Raw genomic sequence first — 21,797 nt, 5'->3', positions numbered from 1 at the left:
CACACCCGTGTCCACATCCTTCGAGGCTCGCCCTATCGGGCGAGCACCTAAGGATGACGCCGTGTGGATGGCAAGCACGGTCGCACGCTATGTCGTCATGCCTGGGCTCGTCCCGGGCATCCACGCCTTGCGGCGGACGGTACGAGAAAGGCTTGGATGGCCGGGACAAGCCCGACCATGACGGAGTCATTGGGACGGCGCGCGACTTTCAGAAGCACCGCGGAGCCGGCAAGCGAATTGCGGCAGCCTTACTCCGGTCGCGGCATGTCGAACATCGCGTCGGGGCGGATTTCGAAGTAGTCGCCGCGGCGGCCGGCGCGGACGATCGGGCGGGCCAGCGCGGTCTGGTAGACGCCGTCCTGGATCAGCTTCTTGTCGATATGCACCGCGACGACTTCGCCGATCGTCAGCCAGGCCTGCACCTTGGTCCCGTCAGCACCCTTGAGTTGGATGATGTCCGACAGCTTGCATTCGAACGATACCGGGCTCTCGCCAACGCGCGGCGGCTTGACCTTGGTGCTCGGCAGCTTAGTGAGCTTGCCGAGATCGAACTCGTCGACCTCCTGCGGCACCGTCGCCGAGGTGGCGTTCATCGCCTGCGCCAGCTCCATCGTCACCAGGTTCCAGACGAACTCGCCGGTCTCCTGGATGTTCGCGACGGTGTCCTTCCAGGTGGTCGAGGAAAACCCGATCAGCGGCGGCTTGTAGTTGAAGGCGTTGAAGAAGCTGTAGGGCGCCAGGTTGACGTGACCGGCAGCGCTGCAGGAGGAGATCCAGCCGATCGGCCGCGGCGCGATGATCGCATTGAAGGGGTCGTGCTTGAGGCCATGGCCGTTCAACGGCTCGTAGGAATGCAGATCGGTCACGCGGATGTCCTGGGTTAGGAGGCGGCAGCCGCGGTTCGAGCGCCGAGGCTGCGCAGGATGAAGTCGATCATCTGATCGAGCGACGGTCCATCCTTGTTGATGGTCTGCGCGATCATCTGAGGATGGAAGAATCGCATCATCGCCGTGCAGGTGCAACCCGCCGCGACGGCCACATCCGGCACGTCGAACTCCCCACTGGCGGCGCCCTCCGTCACTACCTTGGTGATGGCGCCGACGATCTGCTGCATGTGCAGCACGCAGACGTCCCAGTTCTCTTCCATCGCGATCGCCACCATCTCGTGCAGCTTCTCGTCGCCGACATAGCGCTCGCGATTCATCCGGTGCACGGTCGACAGCAGCCTGCGCAGCCGCTCGGCGGCCGGCCCGCTTTCCGCCGCGATCCCAACCGCGACCTGCTCGACTTCGCCCATCAGATGCCGCGCCACGCCCGAATGGATCGCCTTCTTCGAGTCGAAGAAGCGATACACATTCGCCGGGCTCATCTGCAGCACCTTGGCGATGTCGGCCACCGTGGTCTTCTGGTAGCCGATCTGGCGAAACAGACGCTCCGCCACCACCAGAATGCGGTGACGCATGTCGGCTTCGGTATTCTCTGAAGTCACGCTCATCAGGGCCGCAATGTCGAATTATTCGGCGGCGTCGGCAAGCGGAAACGCGCCGGGCCCGTGATGGCCATGCTGCGATGCAAGATCGTCGCCCCGCTCGTCGAGGCTTTTTCGGAACCACAACGCATACAGACCCGGCAGATAGAACAGCGTCAGAAAGGTTGCGACGAACAAGCCGCCCATGATGGTGATCGCCATCGGTCCCCAGAATGCCGAGCGCGACAGCGGGATCATCGCCAGGATCGCGGCGAGCGCGGTCAGCACCACCGGGCGGGCCCGGCGCACCGTCGCCTCGATGATCGCCTCGCGCCGGCTCAGCCCCTGCGCCACATCGGTCTCGATCTGATCGACCAGGATAACGGTATTGCGCATGATCATGCCGGCCAGCGCGATCAGCCCGAGCAACGCCACGAAGCCGAACGGCGCGCCGGCAACGTTGAGGCCGAGCGAGGCGCCGACGATGCCGAGCGGCGCGGTGAGAAACACCAGCAGCAGCCGCGGGAAACTCTGCAGCTGGATCATCAGCAGCGTCAGCATCACGATGACCATCACCGGGAAGAGCACGAAGATCGAAGCGTTGCCCTTGGCGGACTCCTCGATCGCGCCGCCGGTCTCGATCCGATAGGCGGGCTGCAGGCTGTCGCGGATCTGCTTGAGCTGCGGCCAAATGGCGTTGGTCACGTCCGGCGCCTGGACGCCATCGACGACGTCGGCCCGCACGGTGATCGCCATGTCGCGATTGCGCCGCCACAGGATCGGTTCTTCATGCGCGTACTCGACCTTCGCGACCTGCGAGAGCGGCACGGCGACACCGTTGCGTGCCGTGATGGTGAGTTCGCCGATGCGGCCGAGATCGAGCCGCTCGGCCGGCACGGCCCGTGCCACCACACCGACCTTCTCGACGCCGTCGCGCACCGTCGTCACCTGCGCGCCGGAGATCAGCATCGCCAACGCCTGCGAGACGTCCTGCGGCGTCAACCCGAGCGCGCGGGCGCGATCCTGATCGACGACGAGTTTGAGATAAGGCGACTGCTCGTTCCAATCGAGATGCGGATCGACGACGTTGGGGTTCTGCTTCACCACGTCGCGAACCTGATAGGCGATCTCGCGCACCTTCGCGGTATCAGGTCCGATCACCCGGAACTGCACCGGGAAGCCGACCGGCGGGCCGAAGTTGAAGCGATCGATGCGCACCCGCGCCTCCGACAGCCGGCCGTCATGCGCGGCCTGCTCGATCCGCGCCTTGATGCGTTCGCGCGCGTCGACATCCTTGGCGACGATCACGATCTCGGCGAAGGATTCGGTCGGGAGCTGCGGATTGAGGCCCATCCAGAACCGCGGCGAGCCCTTGCCCACATAGGCCGTGTAGGTGGCGATGTCGCCGTCGTCCTTCAGCAGCGTCTCGGCTTCCTTGACGGTCTTCATGGTGACGCCGAAGGCGGTGCCTTCCGGCAGGCGCAACTGCAGAAACAGTTCGGGCCGCTCCGACAGCGGGAAGAATTGCTGCTGGACATGGCCGAAGCCGACGATCGACGCGACGAAGACGCCGACGGTCGCGAGTACCACCGTGCCGCGCCAGCGCACGCACCACGCCACGCCGGCGCGCAGCGCCCGATAGATCCGGGTGTGATACACCGCGTCGGGATCGTGGCCTTTCTTGCCGGCGAAGTCCGGCAGCAGCTTGACGCCGATATAGGGCGTGAAGATCACCGCGACGAACCACGAGGCGATCAGCGCGATCGCCACGATCCAGAAGATGCCGCCGGCGTATTCGCCGACCGATGAGTTGGCGAGGCCGATCGGCAGAAAGCCCGCGGCCGTCACCAGGGTGCCGGTGAGCATCGGGAAAGCGGTGGACTCCCACGCAAACGACGCGGCTTTGGCGCGGTCCCAGCCCTGCTCCATCTTCACCACCATCATCTCGACAGCGATGATGGCGTCGTCCACCAACAGGCCGAGCGCGATGATCAGCGCGCCGAGCGTGATGCGATGCAGGTCGAGCGACATCACGTTCATGACGATGAAGACGATCGCCAGCACCAGCGGCACCGACAGCGCGACGACGATGCCGGTCCGCCAGCCGAGCGCCAGGAACGATACGAACAGCACGATCACCAGCGCCTCGACGAAGGAGCGCATGAATTCGCCAACCGCGTGTTTCACCACCAGCGGCTGATCGGCGATCTGTTCGATCTCGATGCCCTGCGGCACGTCGCCCATGAACTCCGCGGTCGCGGCTTTCACCTGCTCGCCGAGTTCGAGAATGTTGGCGCCCTTGGCGGTGACTACGCCGATGCCGATTGCGGGCTGGCCCTTCTGCCGCACCATATAGTCGGTGGGATCGACATAACCGTGCGAGATCGTGGCGACGTCGCCGAGTCGGAAGACCCGGCCGTTGCTTTCGACCGGCGTCTCGGCGACGGCCTTGACGCCATCGAGTGCGCCGGTGACGCGCAACGGCACGCGCTGCGACGACGTCTCCACCGTGCCGGCCGGCGTCACCGCGTTCTGCTTGGCGAGCGAGTCGAAGATTACTTGCGGCGTCAGGCCGAGCGTCGCCAGCTTGGCGTGCGAGAACTCGACATAGATCTTCTCGTCCTGAGTGCCGTAGACGTTGACCTTGGTGACGTTGGCGACCTTCAGAAGACGCTGGCGCAAGCCTTCGGCGGCCTTCTTGAGCTGCGCGTAGTTGGCGCCTTCGCCGGTCATCATATAGAGGATCGAGTCGACGTCGCCGTATTCGTCGTTGATGGTCGGGCCGATCAGATTGCTCGGCAGCTGCGGCGCGACGTCCCACAGCTTCTTGCGTAGCAGATAGAATAGGTGCGGCACCTCGGCGGGCGGCGTCGAGTCGCGGAAGGTGACCTGCATGGCGGCGAACGACGCCTTCGAATAGGTCTGCACCTTCTCGAAGTAAGGCAACTCCTGCAGCTTCTTCTCGATCGGATCGGCGACCTGCGCCTGCATCTCCGCGGCAGTCGCGCCCGGCCAGATCACCGACACCACCGCGACCTTCACGGTGAACGACGGATCCTCGGCGCGGCCGAGCCGCAGATAGGAGTAAGCGCCGGACACACCCAGTGCGCAGATCAGGAACAGGATCAGCGCCGGATGCGCGACCGCCCAGGCCGAGAGGTTGAACCACCGCATCGCCGCCCCCGCCCGATCAGAACGCGAGCGAGGACACGACCCGGACCTTCTCGGTCGGATCGAGTTTCTGCACGCCGAGCACCACGACCTTGGCGCCGTCGGCAAGTCCGTCGCCGATCACCACGCTCTCGCTCTCATAGGCCTTCACCGCGACCGGCGTCAGCGTTACCTGGCCGGAGCCGTCGACCACATAGACCGAGGGCGAGCCGCCCTGGTTGAACAGCGCCGACAGCGGCAGCCGGGCGACGCGGTCGGTCGCCGAATCCGACAGGGTCAGCGTCGCGGTCATGCCTAGCGCGATACCGTCATCGGCATTCGGCAGGGAGAACTTGGCCAGATAGGTCCGAGTCGCAGGATCGGCGATCGGTGAGATCTCCCTCAAGTTTGCCACATAGATTTTGCCCGGCTCCGACCACAGGCTGACACGCGCCTCGCCCTGCCTGGCGCGACCGATCAGCGTCTCCGGAATCGCCACCACGGCTTCCTTCTCGCCGAACCGAGCGACCCGGAACGCCGCCTGCCCGGCCGCCACGACTTGGCCGGCATCGATTAGCGCCGCGGTCACGACACCGCGCGTATCCGCATTCAGCGTCGCGTAGGACAGCGAGTTACGGGTCAGCTCAACTGAGCGCTCGGCCCGCGCAAAACGCGCCCGCGCCTCATCGGCGGACGCGCGCGCCTGATCCATCTGCGCTTCGGTCGACCAGCCCTTGCCGCGCAGCTCCTTGGCGCGGTTTTCCGACGCGATCGCCTGCGCCAGCACGCCCTTGGCGGCGCTGTACTCGGCCTCGGCCTGCTCGGCCTGCAACTTCAGATCGGTCTGGTCGAGCGTCGCCAGCGGCTGCCCGACTTCGACGGTCTGGCCGACTTCGACGAGCCGCTGCGCCACCTTGCCGGTCACCCGGAAGCCGATATCGGTCTCGATCCGCGGCCGGATGGTGCCGACGAAATTGCGCTGCGGCGACGCCGCGGCATAGCGCAGGCTCTCGACCAGCACCGGCCGCTCCGGCTTGTCCTTCTTGGTCTGCTTGTCGTCGCAACCCGCCAGCGTCAGCGCCATCCCGGCCAATGCCAAGCCGGCCAGCAGCCGAAACAGTCCATCGAACATCGGATGCGCAAACATGACAGAGCCCTCAGCCGAAACTGAGGGAACCGTCTCCTGATCTATGACGATTGTCAATAATCGTCAGCAATCACGACCTCGTACCGATGCTGCGCTATTCGGCCGCACCTTCATAGGCGCGCTGCAAAGCCGGTCCGTCGAGCTTCACCATTTGCATCATCGCCCGCATGGCCCGCTCGGCACCCGCCCGGTCAGGGCCTGCGAACAGCTTCGGCAGGATGGAGGGCACGATCTGCCAGGACAGGCCGTAGCGATCACGCAGCCAGCCGCACTGATCCGGTTCGCCGCCCTCCACCAGCGCATCCCACAGCCGGTCGACTTCTGCCTGGTCCTCGCAATTGATCATGAAGGACACTGCGTGGGTAAAATTGCCCCGCTGTCCGCCGTTCAGTGCGAGGTAGCTTTGGCCCGCGAGAGTGAATTCGACCAGCAGGATCGACCCGGCGGGGCCGGACGGCGTGTCCACGACACTGCGTTGAACATGGTCGATCCGGGAATCCGGCAGCAGGGAAACGTAGAAGCGCGCCGCCTCTTCGGCTTCGCTGGCGAACCACAGGCAAGGGGTGATCTTCGACATCGCACGACTCCGCTCGGGGGGGGGGGGCATCGTGCCGAGGACGAACACGCGAAGCCGATTCCGACAGCGGAGGAGCGCCGGCCGGCTCAGCTCGCCAGCTTGAACTTGCCTTCGCAGTGGTGGCGCAGCTCGATCATGGCCTTGGAGAGTTGCGCGGTCTGGGCCGTCAGGGCATCGGGCGACACGATCGGGGCGCCCGCTTCGATCGCGCGGGCGATCTCCGCGACCGAGCCGAAACCCAGCGTGGCCGCGCCGCCCTTCATCGAATGAGCCTCGATCGCCAGCAGGTCGCGATCGATATCAGCGGCGAACTGGCGAAACAGTGCGATCCGGCGGTCGGTTTCGCTGAAAAACAGCGTCACCATTTCGGTCACCTGCTCGCGGCCGATCTCGTCCGTCAGTTCGGCCAGGACGTTGAGGTCCACAGGTCCGAGCGGAGCGGCCGGCCCCTGCGAGGCGGTCGCGCCATTGCCGCCGCGCAGGGCGCGCAGAACAGCCGCCACCAGCGCCGGCTTGCGCAGCGGCTTGGCCAGGAAGTCGGTCATGCCGGCGTCACGGCAGGCCTTGATGTCGTCCGGGAAGGCATTTGCCGTCAGCGCGATGATCGGCAGGCGGGCCAAGGCTCCGCCGCGGCTCCGGATCGCGCGCGTCGCGGCCAGACCGTCCATGATCGGCATCCGCACATCCATCAGCACGACGTCGACCTCTTCCGCCTCCAGGGCCCGCAGCGCCTCGGCGCCGTCCGCGACCACCTGGGTATCGGCGGCGAATTCCTGGAGCATCTTCAGCACCACCATCTGGTTGGTGGTGTCGTCCTCGGCGATCAGCACGCGCAGCGGATGGCCCAGCATGGCGATCCGCGTGCGCAGATCGTCGTTACCAACCCGGTCGAGCCGATAGTCCGAGATCAGGGCGTTGGTCCACGGCAGATCGAGATTGAAGCGGAAGGTCGAACCCTCGCCTGGGCGCGAGGTCACGTCGATGCCGCCACCCATCTGCTCGACGATGCGGCGGCTGATCGCGAGGCCCAGGCCGGTGCCTCCGAAGCGGCGATTGATCGACAGGTCGCCCTGGGCGAAATCCGTGAACAGCGATCCGACCCGCTCGGGCGGAATACCGATGCCGGTGTCGGTGACCTGCCACTCCACGGTCGCGTAACTGTCGTCGCGCCTAACGCAGGTCAGCACGATGGCGACGCTGCCGCGCTCGGTGAACTTCACCGCATTGAAGGCCAGATTGAGCAGCACCTGACGAATCCGCTGGACGTCGCCAGTCAGCGCCGGCGGCAGCCGGGGATCGATATCGATCTTCAGGCTGAGGCCCTTGGCTCGCGCATTCGGCTCGACGATCGAGCGCACCGCATCGACCAGCACGACCGGCGAGAAATTGACCTGCTCGAACTCGATGCGCCCGGCCTCGAGCTTGGACAGATCGAGGATGTCGTTGAGGATACGCAGCAGATTGTCGCCGGAGTCGCGGATCGTGGTCACCGCGTGATGCTGGTCCGGATCGAGATTGGTTTCGAGCAGCGAGTTGGCCAGCCCGAGCACGCCGTTCATCGGCGTTCGGATCTCGTGGCTCATCATCGCCAGGAAGCTCGACTTGGCGCGGTTCTCGGCCTCGGCCTGCTCGGCCCGCCACCGCTCGGTGACGTCGCGGCCGACGCCGCGATAGCCGGTGAACTCGCCATTGTGATCGAAAATCGGTCGCGCCGTGAGCGACCAGAGTCGTGGATTGCCCGCAACGCGCACATGCACCAGCACGTCGTGCAGCGGCTCACGCAGCGCCATCTTGGCAGCCACGCTCGCAGCGCATCGGCCGTCCTCCACGCACAGCATCCCAAGCACATCAGACAATTGTGCGCCGCTGAGAATGTTGGCCGGCAGATGCGCGACTTCGACGAAGCGATCCGGCACGTGCACCAGGCGCCCCAGCGTATCGGTCTGCCACAGCCAGTCGCTGGCGTTGGCCTGGAAGTCCTTGAGCAACAGCGAAATGATCTCGGTTTTGCGTTCGAGCTCGAACTGGGCACGCAGATTGTTGAAGAACATCTCGCCATGCCACATCAGGTTGCGCGACATGAAGACCGCGTACAGCAGCAGGAAGGCTGCGGTGATCATGTAGCTCGTGCCCGAGCACAGCATCAGCGAGATCGCTGAACACAGCACCATCGCCCAAGTATAGGCGAGGCCTGCTCGCGGTACTGTCGACAGCGTGAAGGCGCCTCCGGACATCATGCCGGTGACCAGACAACCGATGATCAACTGGTCGGTCGGCGCCGCGCTCGGAAACAGCGCGATCGGCATCGCACCCCAGATCATGCCGAGGATGAGAGCCTGGACGCTCATCCGGCGTGTCGCATTCGCAGAGGCTTCCCGCGGCGGGCTGTGCCGGGTCCCCAGCCAGGACCGCACGGCCATCGCCGCAATCACGCACAACGCGGTGAACCAGGCCGACAGGAATACCTTGCTGTCGCCGCCCCAGAAGACGACGAGGACAAGCGCGGCATTGATGACGTTGATCGACATCGTCACCGGCACGAGCCTGCTGACGCTGGCGATCTGCTCGGCGCGAATCCGTCGCATTTCCCGCTCGTCGACGTCGGCGATCGGGATCAGGGTGCCGGCACCTCGTCCGCCCAGACAGAAATCGAGGCGCGCGCTCCAGTCCTTTCCAGGCTCCAGCGCCGTCGTGATCGGTTGTCCTAGGCCGGACATCTCATCAAGCTCTCTCGGCCGTTCTCGTCGGTCTGAATCAGACGCCAATCTTACCCGGCCTTGGCAAAATGAGCGTATCTGCACCGGCGGCTGGAGTCTTCCCGGATTACGGTAGAAAGGGAAGATATCGCCCGAGCAAAGCCGCAGCCGGTCCCAAGGCTGACGACGCATGATTGCATTTCGACCATGGGGTCGTGGTACTTCCGCAACGTTAATCCGCAGCAGCAATCGGGTGGCGACGCCAGCGGCAGTTAACAATCGACGAAAGATGGAAACTAATCCAGATACCCGGAAGAATACCTGCCACTACGACGGTCTGAAGTGAGCACTTTCGCACTATCGTTGCACCGGCGAACCGCCGCACGTGGCGCCAGCCTGGCGATCGTAAAAACGGTATTTTGTTCCGCTATTTCAATGCGATCACGAAAAAGGCCGGTCGGAACAAACACGCCAAGCAGGTCGTTGTAAGTCGGAAGCTCACCAGTCCGGTGATGCTCATCAGGTAGGAGATTTCCAATGGGTAGCACGATGGACAAGATCAAGGGCGCGGCCAACGAAGCGATCGGCAAGGCCAAGCAGGGTATCGGCGAAGCCACCGGCTCCGAGAAGTTGCAGGGCGAGGGCGTGATGCAGGAAGCCAAGGGCAAGGGCCAGCAGGCTCTAGGCGACGCCAAGGACGCGGTGAAGGGCACCGCCGACAAGGCTGCGGCCGCAGTCCACCGCAACCTCTGATTTTACTCAATCCGTGTGAGCTCGGGCAATTGTCCCCTGCTCACTGCGAAAGACCGGCCTCGGGCCGGTCTTTTTGCGTTCCGGGTCAGCGGCGGTGGGAGAGAACTGCCGGATTGACGACATTGATCGGCTCACCCGCCGCGTAGGCGACGATCTGATCGAAAATGTCGCTGAACTGCAGCTCGTACTCGTCCCGAGTCACGTACCCGATATGCGGCGTAGCGACCACGTTCTGCAGGGTCAGCAGCGGATCCTGCGGATCGCGTAGCGGCTCGGTGTCGAACACATCGATCGCCGCCATACCGGGGCGTCCCTCGCGCAGCGCCTCCACCAAAGCCCCCTTCTCAATCAAACCGGCGCGGCTGGTATTGACCAGCAAAGACGTCGGCTTCATGCGGGCCAGGTCCGACCGGGTCACAATGCCGCGCGTCGCATCGACCAACCGCATGTGCAGCGACAGCACGTCGCTCTGGGCGAAAAACTCTTCCTTGCTGCCGGCGATCTGGTAGCCATCGGCGCGAGCCTGCGTCAGGTTGGGCTCGCGTGCCCACACCAGCACCGACATGCCGAACGCGCGTCCGTAGCCCGCGACGACGCTGCCGATCCGGCCGTAGCCGTAGATGCCCAGCGTCTTGTCGCGCAGCGTATGGCCGACGCCGATTTGCCAGGTGCCATCCTTCAGCGCCGCCATCTGCTGCGGAATCTGCCGCATCGCCGCCAGCACCAATGCCCAGGTGAGTTCGGCCGCCGCATAGGATGGCGTATCGGCGTGCATGTTGGACGACACCACGACGCCGAGCCGCGTGCAGGCATCGATGTCGATATGCGGATAGACACTGCGCTGACTGATCAGCTTCAGCTTCGGCAATTTTTCCAGCAACGGTCCGCGGATCTGGGTGCGCTCGCGGATCAGCACCAGCGCTTCGACATCCTTCAGCCGTTCCGCCAGCGCGTCGGTGTCTTGGAGGTGATCGTTGTGGATCGTAACGTCGTGCCCTTCGAGCTTGGCAAAACACGGCAGCGTCCGCAGCGTGTCGAAGTAATCATCGAGGATCGCAATCTTCACGCGGCGTTTCCTTCTTGCTCGTGGGTTTCGTCATTGCGAGGAGCGAAGCGACGAAGCAATCCAGTTCAGTGCACTTGGCTGGATTGCTTCGCTGCGCTCGCAATGACGCGGAAGAAGTGCTTCCTCAATACCCTAGCGCGCAGCCGTCCTTGCGGGGATCCGAGCCGCCAGTGAGCGTGCCCTTGTCCCAGTCGATCCAGATGCCCTGACCGCCGCCATGCGGCGTGCCCACCGACGCGACGTTGTGGCCGAGCGCCTTGAGGCCTTCGACGGTCGCGGCGGGCACGCCGTCTTCGAGCTGATAGATGCTTTCGTAGTGCAGACCGCGAGGCAGATCGATCGCCTCCTGAATGTCCATGCCGTAGTCCAGCACGTTGGTCAGCACATGGACCTGGCCGACCGGCTGATACTGTCCGCCCATCACGCCGAACGACATCCGCGCCCGGCCGTTCTCGGTCGCCAGCGCCGGGATGATGGTGTGCAGCGGGCGCTTCTTCGGCGCGATGCAGTTCGGGTGGCCCGGCTGCACGCGGAAACCGGCGCCGCGATTTTGCAGTAGAATGCCGGTCTTCTCCGACACGATCGCGGAGCCGAACGAATGTGCGATCGAATTGATGAAGGAGCAGACGTTGCGGTCTTCATCGACCACCGTGATGTACACGGTCGACGGATTCATCGGCGGCGCGACATGCGGCAGGTCGAGCATCTTATCGAGCGCGATCTTGCTGCAATGCTCCTCGCCGAACTCGCGCGCCAGGATGCGGACGACGTCGATGTCGACATGCGCTGGATCGCCGATATGTTCTTCGCGCATCATGAAAGCGATGCGGCTCGCTTCGGCCTCGAGGTGGAAACGCTCGACGCTGAGCGGATCGAACTTGCCGAGGTCGAACCGGCTGAGAATGTTCAGCATCACCAGCATGGTGATGCCCGGGCCGTTCGGCGGGCACTGCCAGACGTCGAAGCCCTTGTAAATGGTGCCGAGCGGCGCGGTGGTCTCAGTGCCGTGCTCGGCGAAGTCTTCGAGCGTGTGCAGGCCACCGAGCTTGCGCAGCGTCTGGACCATGTCTTCGGCGACGGCGCCCTTGTAGAACGCGTCGGGGCCATTGTCGGCGATCAGCTTCAGCGTCTGCGCCAGCTCGGGCTGGGTGATGACGTCGCCGGTCTTGGCGATCTCGCCATGCGGCAACAGATAGCGCTCGGTGTTGGCGCCCTTCTTCAGCTTTTCGAAGCCGTGCTTCCAGTCGAAGGCGATGCGCGGCGCCACCACGTAACCCTCGGCGGCGGCCTTGATCGCGGGCTGCAGCACCTTATCGAGACCGAAGCGGCCGTGATCACGCAGGATGGTGGCCCAGGCGTCGATCGCACCCGGGATGGTCACCGAATGCGGGCTGGTGAGCGGGATGGCATCGATGCCCTGCTCCAGAAACCACTCGGCCTTGGCGGCAGCAGGCGCGCGGCCGGAGCCGTTATAGGCGACGATCTTGCCGGTGCCCTTGGGCTGATACAGCGCAAAGCAGTCGCCGCCGATGCCGGTCGACTGCGGCTCGATCACAGCCAGCAGCGCGGAGGCGGCGATCGCCGCGTCGGCGGCCGTGCCACCCGCCTGCAGGACTTCAATCGCGGCGAGCGAGGCCTGCGGATGCGACGTCGCCACCATGGCGTTGCGGGCATGGACCGTGGACCGGCCGGCGAAGTGAAAATTCCTCATGGGAACAGGCTCTTTGGGTTCACCGCGCCGCGCTTCGGCGCCGGCCTAATTGACATATTCCGGCGGGCCTGAGCAATCCTCGGCGAGGCAACCGGGGATTCAATGCCCGACTGCCGCCGGGGCGGGGTTTCGCCACAGCCGGCCGGCTGATAGATCGGGGCCGCGCTCGGGAGCGCCTCCGGGCGAGGCCCGGCGATTTTCACAGCGCTGGAGCGGAGCGATGACTGATCAGCAATCCCTCGCCGACCGCATCGAGGCGCTCGAGGTCCGGTTGACCTACCAGGACGAGACGATCGAGACGCTCAACCAGACCGTGACGACGCAGTGGAAGCAGATCGACGCGCTGACGCGGCAGGTCGCAGCGCTGACCGAGCGGCTCGAACAGGCCGAAACCAACGCCGCCCCGATCAACGAGCGCCCGCCGCATTATTGAATTGCTTTGTTGCGACGGCGGCCTCTCGGTTGTCATTCCGGGGCGCTCACGCAGTGAGCGAACCCGGAATCTCGAAGTGTTCTGCGACTCCTACGTTTCCACAAATTCGGGATTCCGGGTTCGCGCGCGAAGGGCGCGCGCCCCGGAATGACGTGCCGTCGGCTACGATGCCGCCTTCAGCGCCAGCCGCTGATCGCGCAGTTCGCGCTTCAGCACCTTGCCGATCGCGCTGCGCGGCAGTTGATCGACGATCGCGACGTCGGCGAGCCGCTGGGTCTTGCCGACCTTGGCATTGGTGAAGGTCTTCAGTTCGGCCGGATCAAGCGTGCGGCCTGGGCGCGCCACCGCGAACGCCACCGGCGTCTCGCCCCACTCTTCCGACGGCATCCCGACGACGGCGACTTCGAGCACATCGGGATGCTGGCTGGCTATCGCCTCGATGTCGCTCGGATAAATGTTGAAGCCGCCCGAGATGATCATGTCCTTCTTGCGGTCCATCAGCGTCAGGAAGCCCTCGGCGTCGAACCGGCCGACGTCGCCGGTGCGCACCCAGCGATTGCCATCCTTGTCGATCCACAGCGTCTCGGCAGTCTTCTGCGGCTGATTGAGATAGCCCTTCATCATCACCGCGGAGCGTCCGACGATTTCGCCGATCTCGCCGGCCGGCACGAAATTGCCGTCCTCGTCGATCAGCCGGATCTCGTGGTCCGGCATCGGCTGGCCGACCGTGGTGAGTTTGTCCGGATGCTCGTGCGCGAACAGCGCGCAGGAGCCCCCCCCTTCGGTCATGCCATAATACTCGGTGAGGCCGCCCGGCCAGCGCGCCAGAATGTCCCGCTTCAGTTCGGCTGCGAACGGCGCCGAGGTGCAGAACTTCATCACGAAGGATGACAGGTCGTAGTCGCCGAACTCCGGCAGCGCCATGATGCGGCGATACTGCACCGGCACCAGCATCGCATGTGTGACGCGGTGCTTCTGCGCGAGATCGAGGAAGCCCTTGGCGTCGAACTTCTTCATCAGCACCAGCGTGCCGCCGCCGGCGAGCGTCGGATTGAAGCAGACCAGCGTCGTGTTGGAATACAGCGGCGTCGACAGCAGGGTCACGGCGTCCGGCCCATAGCCGAGCGGATCGAGCTGGCCATATTGCCGCCAGCGCAGATAGTGCGTGTGGACGATGCCCTTCGGCGTACCGGTGGTGCCGGACGAGTAGATGATGTTGAACACCCACTCGGGATCGACGGTGACCGGCGTCGGCTTCGCACCGGCCGGTGCCAGCCAGCCGCTGAACGCCGTGCCGCTGCCGCCATCGTCGAGCGCGACGCGCTTGACGCCCGTGTCGATCGCAGCGTCCTTCATCGCGGCTGCGGCGAAGTCGTCAGTGAACAGGATCTTCGCGGCGGAATCTTTCACCATCGCGGCGAAGTCCTGCGCGGTGGATGATGGCGCCAGCGGCGCGACCGCGACACCGACGCGCAACGCGCCGAGAAAGGTCGCGGCATATTCGAGCGAGGACAGCGCGCAGATCGAAATCGCGTCGGTCGGCTTGACGCCGTCGCGCTGCAGTGCCGCTGCGACGCGGTCGATCAGCGCGTCGAATTCCGCGTAGCGCAATTGCCGCTCGCCGTCGATCACCGCGAGCCGGTCCGGCGCCGACTGCGCCGTATTCCGTACCAGCGCATCGAGGGTGATGAAGTCGGGCATTTCTGCACTCCCAAGTTTCTTGTTACGCGACGGCTTTTGAGCCTTCGACGATCGATTATCGCATCCTCGCTGTCATAGCGAGCGACGCGAAGCAATCCAGCTCTGCTGGATCACTCGCTCGGATCGATGCTCCGTAAAATGGGCTGTCACCGGTCCAGCGCTTCGCCCCTCAACCATTTTGCGCCGGAGGCGTAAAGGCGTTCGACGGCGTCGCCCTTGAGACCCGGCATGTCGGGCTTGATCTGATAGCCGATCTGGCTCTGCAAATAGGCGAGATGCCGATAGCCGTCGGGGAAGCGTGCCAGCAGCGCCGCATCGAGCGACAGTTTCGCCGCCGGATCGACCGGGTCCATGCGGTCCTTTTCATAGATCGGCTGCCGCAGCACCAGCCCCCAGCGGCCGTCGCGCTTCTCCAGGAAATCGTAGAACCGTCCGGTGCAGACGACGTCGACCACGACATCGTGCACGCTCGCACGCTGCGAGATGGTCATCTTGGTCTGCGAGATCGCACGATCTCCGGCGAGATCGATCGCCTGCGCGCCGAGGAAATGCAGGATAGAAACGCCCTTGGCCCAGCCGGCCCTGCTCATCGCGATGAATTCGTCGGCGGTGCCCTGGGTCCAGGTCGCCATCATCCGGCCGTCGTCGAACCAGACCCTGCGAAACCGGTCCCAGTCGCCGGCGTCCCGCCACACCACCCAGTTCTCGATCAGCTCGCGGATCGCGAGCCTGTCCTGCCACTCCGCATCCATGTCCCGTCCTGCCTCCCTGCGCGCGGCGCACTATAGGGAGGGCGCGACAGCGCGGCGAGAGGCCCGCCGCGCAGTGGTGCTCTGCTCGAAGATCGAAATCGCCCGTGGCTCAGCCGCGGGCTTCGGAGTGGTCCTGCAGCATCGTGCTCAGCCGCGGATGGACTTCGATATTGCGATCGTAGCTGATCAGGCCGAGCTTGCGGAACTTGTTCATGAAAAAGCTGACGCGGGATCGCGTGGTGCCGATCATCTCGGCGAGCGTCTCCTGGCTGATGTGCGGCGCGATCGGCTGAGAGCCGCCATTGTTGTCGAGCTTGGACAGGCGCAGCAACAGCCGCGCCAGCCGCTTCTCGCTGGAGTTGAACAGCTGATCGATCAGATCCTCTTCCATCCCGCGATTGCGCAGCAGCAGATGGCGAATGAACATCGCGGCGAAGTCCGGCTCGGTGCGCAACGTCTCGACCATCAGTGACTTGCTGATCGACGCGACGACGCAATCGCGCATCGCGATCGTCGTCGCACATCGCGTATCGTCACCAACCAGACAGCCATCGCCGAAGAACTGCCCCGAATGAACGAGGCCGGTCGCGGCTTCCTTGCCCTGCGCCGACAGCACGACGACCTTGATGCGGCCGTCGAGCAGGAAGAACACGCTGTCTGCCGGATCGCCCTGGGAAAACACCACCTGATCACGCGTAAAGCGAAGGACCGATCGTCCCACGCCGGGCTTGGTCAGGAACTCACGATGATCGAAATCGGCTCCAAGCCTCATCAACCTTCTCCAACTCCGCCTTGAAGCTGATGCACAGGAAAAGGATAGACCGCGGCCGATCGGAACCGTCGGTAAAAATTCTCATCCTCGGTAAGGTACGAGGTGATTTGAGAGCAGTTTCAATGCGTCCGAACATCCGCACGAGATAAAAGCGAAGCTTGGAACACGGCCTCGCCACCAGATCTCATCTGAGATGCGCACAACGGTAACAAGGGCGCATCACGGGTGGAAATAGTTCGACGATGCTCGCTGCTTCATGCGAACCGCGCGCATGATTCGTCTGCGCTACCAGGCGTGACGTCGATCACACCACTGGCGTCGTTCGCTCGTCTGTCCACGACAGGCCGAACTCGTCGAGACCCGCAGCGAGATAATCGCTCAGCAGCGGCTCGCCCAGCAGATAGCGAGCCGTGCGGCCGTTGCGCCCCTCTGCGGCCTCGCTGCGCAGATCGTCCCACTCCTCGATCGTGCCGTCACCACGGCCGAGCCGCATCAAAGCGACGAGGTCGATCTGCTCCTCTTCGGTCATCGCGCTGATGAAGCCGGCGATCTCCTGCACGACCGGATCGTCGGCGCCGTCTTCCAGCACGTCGATCATGTTGTCGTCGGCGCCGTTCGAGCCGGAGTCGATATCGCTGGCGCCTTCCTTGACGTCGTATTCACGCGCCTTCTCGATGAGAAAGCCGACCTTCTCGGTCGAAATCGCAAGCTCGGGCATCGAAGATCTCCATCGTCTGGCCAGTCCGGCGACGCGGCTAACGCGCCGGAACGGCGGATGATCCATTGCACCATCCCGGCAAAACCAGCATGGTTTGGCAAAAGACCAACAACAGGGAGAGACGTGGGATGGCCTGGACGATCGGCAAGGTCAAAATCACCAAAATCGTCGAGATGGAATTGACCGGCGGCACCCGGTTCATTCTGCCCCAGGCCACCCCGGACCAGATTCGCGAAATGCCCTGGCTGATCCCGCAATTCGCCAGCCCCGAAGGACGACTGACGATGTCGGTTCACAGCTGGATCGTCGAGACGCAGACCCGCCGCATCGTGGTCGACACCTGTATCGGCAACGACAAGCAAGGCCGCGGCGTGCCGCACTGGAACGGACTCGACAAACCGTTTCTGCAGGACATGGAGAAAGCCGGTTATCCGGCCGACAGCATCGACATGGTGGTCTGCACCCATCTGCATGTCGACCACGTCGGCTGGAACACCAGACTGGTCGATGGCCGCTGGGTGCCGACCTTCACCAACGCACGTTACGTGTTCGGACGCGGCGAATATGATTACTGGAAGGCGCACAGCACCGATGCGGCCCATGCCGCCGTGTTCGCAGACTCGGTGCAGCCGGTGGTCGACGCCGGCAAGGTCGACCTGATCGAGAGCGACGCCCGGCTGACAGACGAGATCACCTTGATTCCGACGCCCGGCCACAGCCCGGGCCACATGGCGCTGCACATCCGGTCCGAGGGCGAAGAAGCGCTGTTATCCGGCGATGCCGCGCATCATCCCTGCCAGATGGCACATCTCGACTGGGCGTCGAGTTTCGACACCGACGCTCAGCAGTCGACCGAGACGAGGAAGACGCTCTTCGGGCGCTTCGCCGACACGCCGACGCTGGTGTTCGGCGGTCACTTCGGTCCCGGCCGGATCGTTCGCGACGGCGATGCCTTCCGGTTTACGTCCATCGCGTGAAACCGGCCTGCATGGCGCGCCCGCGCCGACGCCTGTTGAATTTGGCGCAGCGCTGTTCCATGAGGGACGCGCAACAAATTTCGGAGGAAGCGCGGCATGAAGCTGGTTCGTTACGGGGCGATGGGCCATGAGAAGCCCGGACTGATCGATAAATCCGGGAAGCTGCGCGACCTGTCGGGCCAGGTCGCGGACCTCGCCGGCGAAGCATTTTCGCCCGCCGGTCTCGCCAAGCTGGCCGCGCTCGATCCGGACGGGCTGCCGGAAGTTCCGGGCAGCCCACGGCTCGGCTCGCCCGTCGGCGGCGCTCCGAAGTTCATCGCGATCGGCCTCAACTACGCCGACCACGCGGCCGAAGCGGGCATGCCGATCCCGGCCGAGCCGATCGTGTTCATGAAGGCCGTGAGTTCGCTGTGCGGCCCGAACGACGACGTCGAGAAGCCGCGCGGATCGACCAAGCTGGACTGGGAAGTCGAGCTGGCGATCATCATCGGCAGCCGCGCCAAATACGTCTCGGAAGCCGACGCGCTCAACTACGTCGCCGGCTACGCGGTCTGCAACGACGTCTCCGAGCGAGCCTTCCAGCTCGAGCGCGTCGGCCAATGGACCAAGGGCAAGTCGCACGACACGTTCGGCCCGCTCGGCCCGTGGCTCGTCACTAAGGACGCGGTCGGCGACGTGCATAAGCTCGGCATGTGGCTCGACGTCAACGGCCAGCGCTGCCAGAGCGGCTCGACCGCGACGATGATCTTCAACGTGCCGAAGATCGTGTCCTATCTGTCCGAGCTGATGACGCTGCTGCCCGGCGACATCATCACCACCGGTACGCCGCCCGGCGTCGGCATGGGCATGAAGCCGCCGAAATTCCTCAACGTCGGCGACGTCGTCACCCTCGGCATCGAAGGCCTCGGCGAGCAGAAGCAGACGATCGTCGCGGCGTAGCAGCGACGGCCACGCATTCGACCTCATCCTGAGGAGCGCTCCGCTAGGAGCGCGTCTCGAAGGATGGCGACAGGTGAGTGCGTGCGGCCCATCCTTCGAGACGCCCGGCTGCGCCGGGCTCCTCAGGATGAGGTCGTGGTGTTGAAAAGCCGCAGTCCGAAAGGAACTTCCATGAAGCTCTCGTTCTCCCCCGCTTCGCCGTTCGCCCGCAAGGTGCGGATTGCCGCGATCGAATTGGGACTGATCGACAAGATCGAATTCATCTCGGCCGCGACTGTGCCGGGGCAGCCGAACGACGACTACATGCGGCAGGTCAATCCGCTGAAGAAGCTGCCGGCGCTGATCCTCGACAACGGCGAAGTCATCATCGACTCGTTCGTCATCGCCGAATATCTCGACGACCTTGCCGGAGGCGGTAAGTTGATCCCTTCGTCCGGACCGGAGCGCTGGCGCGTGCGCAGCGATCATTCGCTGCTGCAGGGCATGCTGGATTCGATGCTGCTGTGCCGCTACGAGAAGCTGGTGCGGCCGAAGGAATTGTTCTGGCAGGGCTGGTACGACGATCACTGGAATCGCGCGTGGACCGGCTTCGCCAAGTTCGACGCCAACGACAAGGTTCTCAACGGACCTTTCGACATCGTGCAGATCGCGCTCGCCTGCGCACTCGGCTATGCGGATTTCCGCTTTGCCGACTGCGGCTGGCGCGCCGCCTATCCGAAATTGGCGGCGTTCAACGAGCGCATGATGCAGCGCGAATCGATCGCAATCTCTGTTCCGCCGGCCGCCTGAGGCCGTTTTCGGCTTGAGGCAAACCTGTAGCAGCGGTTCTGCCACCGGTTCGCATCTCAATCGAACAGGCTCGGCGTGTAGTTGACGACCGCGCCTTCGATCGCCAGCAGCTTCAGCTTGGTGGCAACGCCGCCATTCGCCGAAAACCCTCCCGGCTTACCGCCCGCGGCGAGCACGCGATGGCATGGTACGATAACAGGGATCGGATTTCGCCCGAGCGCCTGGCCGACCTCGCGCGATAATCCGACGCCGCCGAGCTGCTTGGCAATGTCGCCATAGCTCAGCGTGCGGCCCGGCGGGATCGTGCGGGCGATGTCGTAGACGCCGCGCTGGAAATCGGACACGTCGTCGAGATCGAGCGCGATGTCGGTGAGGTCGGTCGGCTTTCCGGCGATCAGCGCAACGATGCCGTCGATCGCATGCTGCACCTCGGGCGGCGGCGGCGCTTCGGCGATGTTGCCGTAGCGCTGCACGATGCGGGCGCGGGTCTGCGCGTCATTCGGCTGCGGCAACTGCACGGCGACGATGCCGCGGTCGCCCCAGGCGATGCCGCAGCGGCCGAGCGCGGTGTCGAACATGGCGTAGCTGTGCGGCGTCATGGCGATGGTCCGTTTCTGATCCGGATTCGACGAGACTAACCGCAGCGGCGATGCCGATCCACCCGATCTCAGGCTGCGGCGCCGCGTTCGAGCCGCTCGGCGACGGCGGCGAGCCAAGCGCCGCGATGCTGATGCAGACTCGTCGACCGCGCGGCGGCGGCCTCGCGCATCGCCGGCAGTCCGGCGATCATGTCGGCGAGACCGTTGACCAGCGCCTCGTGCTGGAACGGCTCCGGAATCACCACGCCGGCGCCGCTGCGCTCGATCTCGCCTGCATAACCGCAGGCCGCACTCGCCAGCACGGGCACGCCGGCAAGCAGCGCCTCGCCGATCACCTGACCGGCGGCTTCGGATCGCGCCGGGTGCAGCATGAAGTCGGCCGCGGCGATCAGTTCCATCACTTCGGCGACGTAAGGCACGATGTGAACGCGAGTCTCGAGGCCGTGCCGCACAACGCGGCGGTGCAGCCACGCGGAATCCGAACCGGCAACCACGAGGTGCAGTTTCGGATAGAGCTTCAGCGCCGCCAGGCTGCGGTCGACGCCCTTCAGCTTCGGATCGACCGCGACCGACACCGCGAGCAACGCGTCGTCGGGAATCCGCAGATCCGCCCGCCAGCGCGTCGCGCCGAGATTGCGCGCGGCGATGTAGCGGTCGTCGTGCAGCACCATCGGCAGCACGGTGGCGCGCGACGGGTCGAAATCATAGGCGATGAAGTACTCGTCGCGCTGGCGCTCGGTGAGGAACAGCAACCCGGTGGTCGACGGCGTGGCGAACAGTTCGCGCTCCAACGCCAGCCGCGTGCGGCGGCGCGGCGGCCAGGCCAGCAGCCGCCAGTCGCGCAGGATCGCGGCGCCGTCCGCAACGTAGTGATAGTCGACACCCGGGATGCGTTCGAACGACAGCAGCACGGCCGAGTTCGCCTGCTGTCGATGCGCGATGACGGCACGGGCAAATTCGCGCAGTAGCACGTGATTGGCGAAGCCGCGGACTCGCAGCTTCTCGATCCGCAAATCGCCGATGCCGGCCACCTCGGCCGAAGTGGTGAGCACGGTGACGTCGTGGCCGCGGGCCGCGAGATGCCGCGCGATCGCGAGACAATCGCGCTCCTTGCCGCCCTGCTTGTCGAGCTTGAAGATCGCCAGCATCACCCTCATAGGCACCGCCGGCTCATCGGAGAGATCCAGATCATCACAACGGCGGGGTTTATAACCCTTCCAGACTGCGCGGCGCAACGCGGCGACCGGCGCAGACCGCGCGTGCATTGCAGCGTTGCGGACTGACTGGACCAAGCGGCCACGCTCCGCTCTCCACGAACTCCACCTCATCCTGAGGAGCCGCGAAACGCGCAGCGTCTCGAAGGATGGGCCGCGCTGACCTGTCGCCATCCTTGGAGACGCGCGCCGATGGCGCAATCCTCAGGATGAGGGCTGTGCGTGTAGATATGCACGCGGGGTCGCCATCGACGTCCGCAGCGCGAGCGCGCGAAGCCTGCGTTATTCGCCCGGCGCCAGTCGCATCATCGCGGCGGCGTTTGCCATCCGCTTGT

The 21,797-nt window shown here is 64.8% G+C and carries 19 protein-coding genes; 5 read left to right on the top strand and 14 right to left on the bottom strand.

Annotation, left to right across the window (positions count from 1 at the left end):
- Positions 1 to 248: 248 nt before the first annotated feature.
- From ACOJTD_RS22790 to ACOJTD_RS22765, 6 genes are all read right to left on the bottom strand, one after another.
- The gene (locus ACOJTD_RS22790) at positions 249 to 866 is read right to left on the bottom strand and encodes a flavin reductase family protein (protein ID WP_420135126.1); all 618 of its coding nucleotides are present in this window, start codon (positions 864 to 866) and stop codon (positions 249 to 251) included.
- 14 nt (positions 867 to 880) lie between these two features.
- A complete protein-coding gene (locus tag ACOJTD_RS22785) occupies positions 881 to 1,495 on the bottom strand; it encodes a TetR family transcriptional regulator (RefSeq protein ID WP_420135125.1) in 615 nt (204 codons plus the stop codon).
- A gap of 18 nt (positions 1,496 to 1,513) precedes the next feature.
- Positions 1,514 to 4,642 carry an efflux RND transporter permease subunit gene (locus ACOJTD_RS22780; RefSeq protein WP_420135124.1) on the bottom strand — a complete coding sequence of 1,043 codons (3,129 nt, stop codon included), beginning with the start codon at positions 4,640 to 4,642 and terminating at the stop codon, positions 1,514 to 1,516.
- 16 nt (positions 4,643 to 4,658) lie between these two features.
- Positions 4,659 to 5,765 (bottom strand): efflux RND transporter periplasmic adaptor subunit, encoded by a 1,107-nt coding sequence (locus ACOJTD_RS22775; RefSeq protein WP_420135123.1) that lies wholly within the window; start codon positions 5,763 to 5,765, stop codon positions 4,659 to 4,661.
- A gap of 94 nt (positions 5,766 to 5,859) precedes the next feature.
- Entirely contained in the window at positions 5,860 to 6,342 is a 483-nt protein-coding gene (locus ACOJTD_RS22770) for a VOC family protein (RefSeq protein ID WP_420135122.1), read from the bottom strand.
- Positions 6,343 to 6,428: 86 nt separating this feature from the next.
- On the bottom strand, positions 6,429 to 9,059 hold the full coding sequence (locus ACOJTD_RS22765) for an ATP-binding protein (RefSeq protein ID WP_420135121.1): 2,631 nt from the start codon (positions 9,057 to 9,059) through the stop codon (positions 6,429 to 6,431).
- 516 nt (positions 9,060 to 9,575) lie between these two features.
- Between ACOJTD_RS22765 and ACOJTD_RS22760 the strand changes: the two genes are divergently transcribed.
- Complete coding sequence (locus tag ACOJTD_RS22760; RefSeq protein WP_420135120.1) at positions 9,576 to 9,791, top strand: CsbD family protein; 216 nt, start codon at positions 9,576 to 9,578, stop codon at positions 9,789 to 9,791.
- Positions 9,792 to 9,876: 85 nt separating this feature from the next.
- On the opposite strand, the gene ACOJTD_RS22755 is transcribed toward ACOJTD_RS22760, so the two are convergent.
- Both ACOJTD_RS22755 and ggt read right to left on the bottom strand, forming a co-directional pair.
- A complete protein-coding gene (locus ACOJTD_RS22755) occupies positions 9,877 to 10,857 on the bottom strand; it encodes a D-2-hydroxyacid dehydrogenase family protein (protein WP_420135119.1) in 981 nt (326 codons plus the stop codon).
- Positions 10,858 to 10,981: 124 nt separating this feature from the next.
- Positions 10,982 to 12,568, bottom strand: coding sequence for a gamma-glutamyltransferase (ggt, locus tag ACOJTD_RS22750; RefSeq protein ID WP_420135118.1), 1,587 nt, complete (start codon positions 12,566 to 12,568; stop codon positions 10,982 to 10,984).
- Positions 12,569 to 12,788: 220 nt separating this feature from the next.
- On the opposite strand from ggt, the gene ACOJTD_RS22745 reads away from it, so the two are divergent.
- Positions 12,789 to 13,001, top strand: a complete 213-nt coding sequence (locus ACOJTD_RS22745; RefSeq protein ID WP_420135117.1) for a SlyX family protein — start codon at positions 12,789 to 12,791, stop codon at positions 12,999 to 13,001.
- A 162-nt stretch (positions 13,002 to 13,163) separates the two neighbouring features.
- On the opposite strand, the gene ACOJTD_RS22740 is transcribed toward ACOJTD_RS22745, so the two are convergent.
- From ACOJTD_RS22740 to ACOJTD_RS22725, 4 genes are all read right to left on the bottom strand, one after another.
- Complete coding sequence (locus ACOJTD_RS22740) at positions 13,164 to 14,702, bottom strand: class I adenylate-forming enzyme family protein (RefSeq protein ID WP_420135116.1); 1,539 nt, start codon at positions 14,700 to 14,702, stop codon at positions 13,164 to 13,166.
- A gap of 146 nt (positions 14,703 to 14,848) precedes the next feature.
- Complete coding sequence (locus ACOJTD_RS22735) at positions 14,849 to 15,454, bottom strand: nuclear transport factor 2 family protein (protein ID WP_420135115.1); 606 nt, start codon at positions 15,452 to 15,454, stop codon at positions 14,849 to 14,851.
- A gap of 109 nt (positions 15,455 to 15,563) precedes the next feature.
- Positions 15,564 to 16,226: a Crp/Fnr family transcriptional regulator gene (locus ACOJTD_RS22730; protein WP_420135114.1), complete on the bottom strand. Its 663-nt coding sequence runs from the start codon at positions 16,224 to 16,226 to the stop codon at positions 15,564 to 15,566.
- A 304-nt stretch (positions 16,227 to 16,530) separates the two neighbouring features.
- Positions 16,531 to 16,944, bottom strand: coding sequence for a DUF3775 domain-containing protein (locus ACOJTD_RS22725; RefSeq protein WP_420135113.1), 414 nt, complete (start codon positions 16,942 to 16,944; stop codon positions 16,531 to 16,533).
- A 128-nt stretch (positions 16,945 to 17,072) separates the two neighbouring features.
- Between ACOJTD_RS22725 and ACOJTD_RS22720 the strand changes: the two genes are divergently transcribed.
- The 3 genes from ACOJTD_RS22720 (at position 17,073) to ACOJTD_RS22710 (ending at position 19,649) form a co-directional block, all read left to right on the top strand.
- Positions 17,073 to 17,921, top strand: a complete 849-nt coding sequence (locus tag ACOJTD_RS22720) for an MBL fold metallo-hydrolase (protein WP_420135112.1) — start codon at positions 17,073 to 17,075, stop codon at positions 17,919 to 17,921.
- 96 nt (positions 17,922 to 18,017) lie between these two features.
- Positions 18,018 to 18,860, top strand: coding sequence for a fumarylacetoacetate hydrolase family protein (locus ACOJTD_RS22715; RefSeq protein ID WP_420135111.1), 843 nt, complete (start codon positions 18,018 to 18,020; stop codon positions 18,858 to 18,860).
- A 171-nt stretch (positions 18,861 to 19,031) separates the two neighbouring features.
- Positions 19,032 to 19,649: a glutathione S-transferase family protein gene (locus ACOJTD_RS22710; RefSeq protein ID WP_420135110.1), complete on the top strand. Its 618-nt coding sequence runs from the start codon at positions 19,032 to 19,034 to the stop codon at positions 19,647 to 19,649.
- 56 nt (positions 19,650 to 19,705) lie between these two features.
- Here the strand turns inward: ACOJTD_RS22710 and ACOJTD_RS22705 are convergent, their stop codons facing one another.
- Both ACOJTD_RS22705 and ACOJTD_RS22700 read right to left on the bottom strand, forming a co-directional pair.
- The gene (locus ACOJTD_RS22705; protein ID WP_420135109.1) at positions 19,706 to 20,248 is read right to left on the bottom strand and encodes a methylated-DNA--[protein]-cysteine S-methyltransferase; all 543 of its coding nucleotides are present in this window, start codon (positions 20,246 to 20,248) and stop codon (positions 19,706 to 19,708) included.
- Positions 20,249 to 20,316: 68 nt separating this feature from the next.
- Entirely contained in the window at positions 20,317 to 21,405 is a 1,089-nt protein-coding gene (locus ACOJTD_RS22700) for a glycosyltransferase family 4 protein (RefSeq protein WP_420135108.1), read from the bottom strand.
- Positions 21,406 to 21,797: the final 392 nt, after the last annotated feature.

Source organism: Rhodopseudomonas sp. (assembly GCF_048594845.1).
GTDB lineage: Bacteria > Pseudomonadota > Alphaproteobacteria > Rhizobiales > Xanthobacteraceae > Rhodopseudomonas.
The sequence above is the reverse complement of the archived record's forward strand: the minus strand, read 5'-3'. Positions and strand labels throughout refer to the sequence as shown.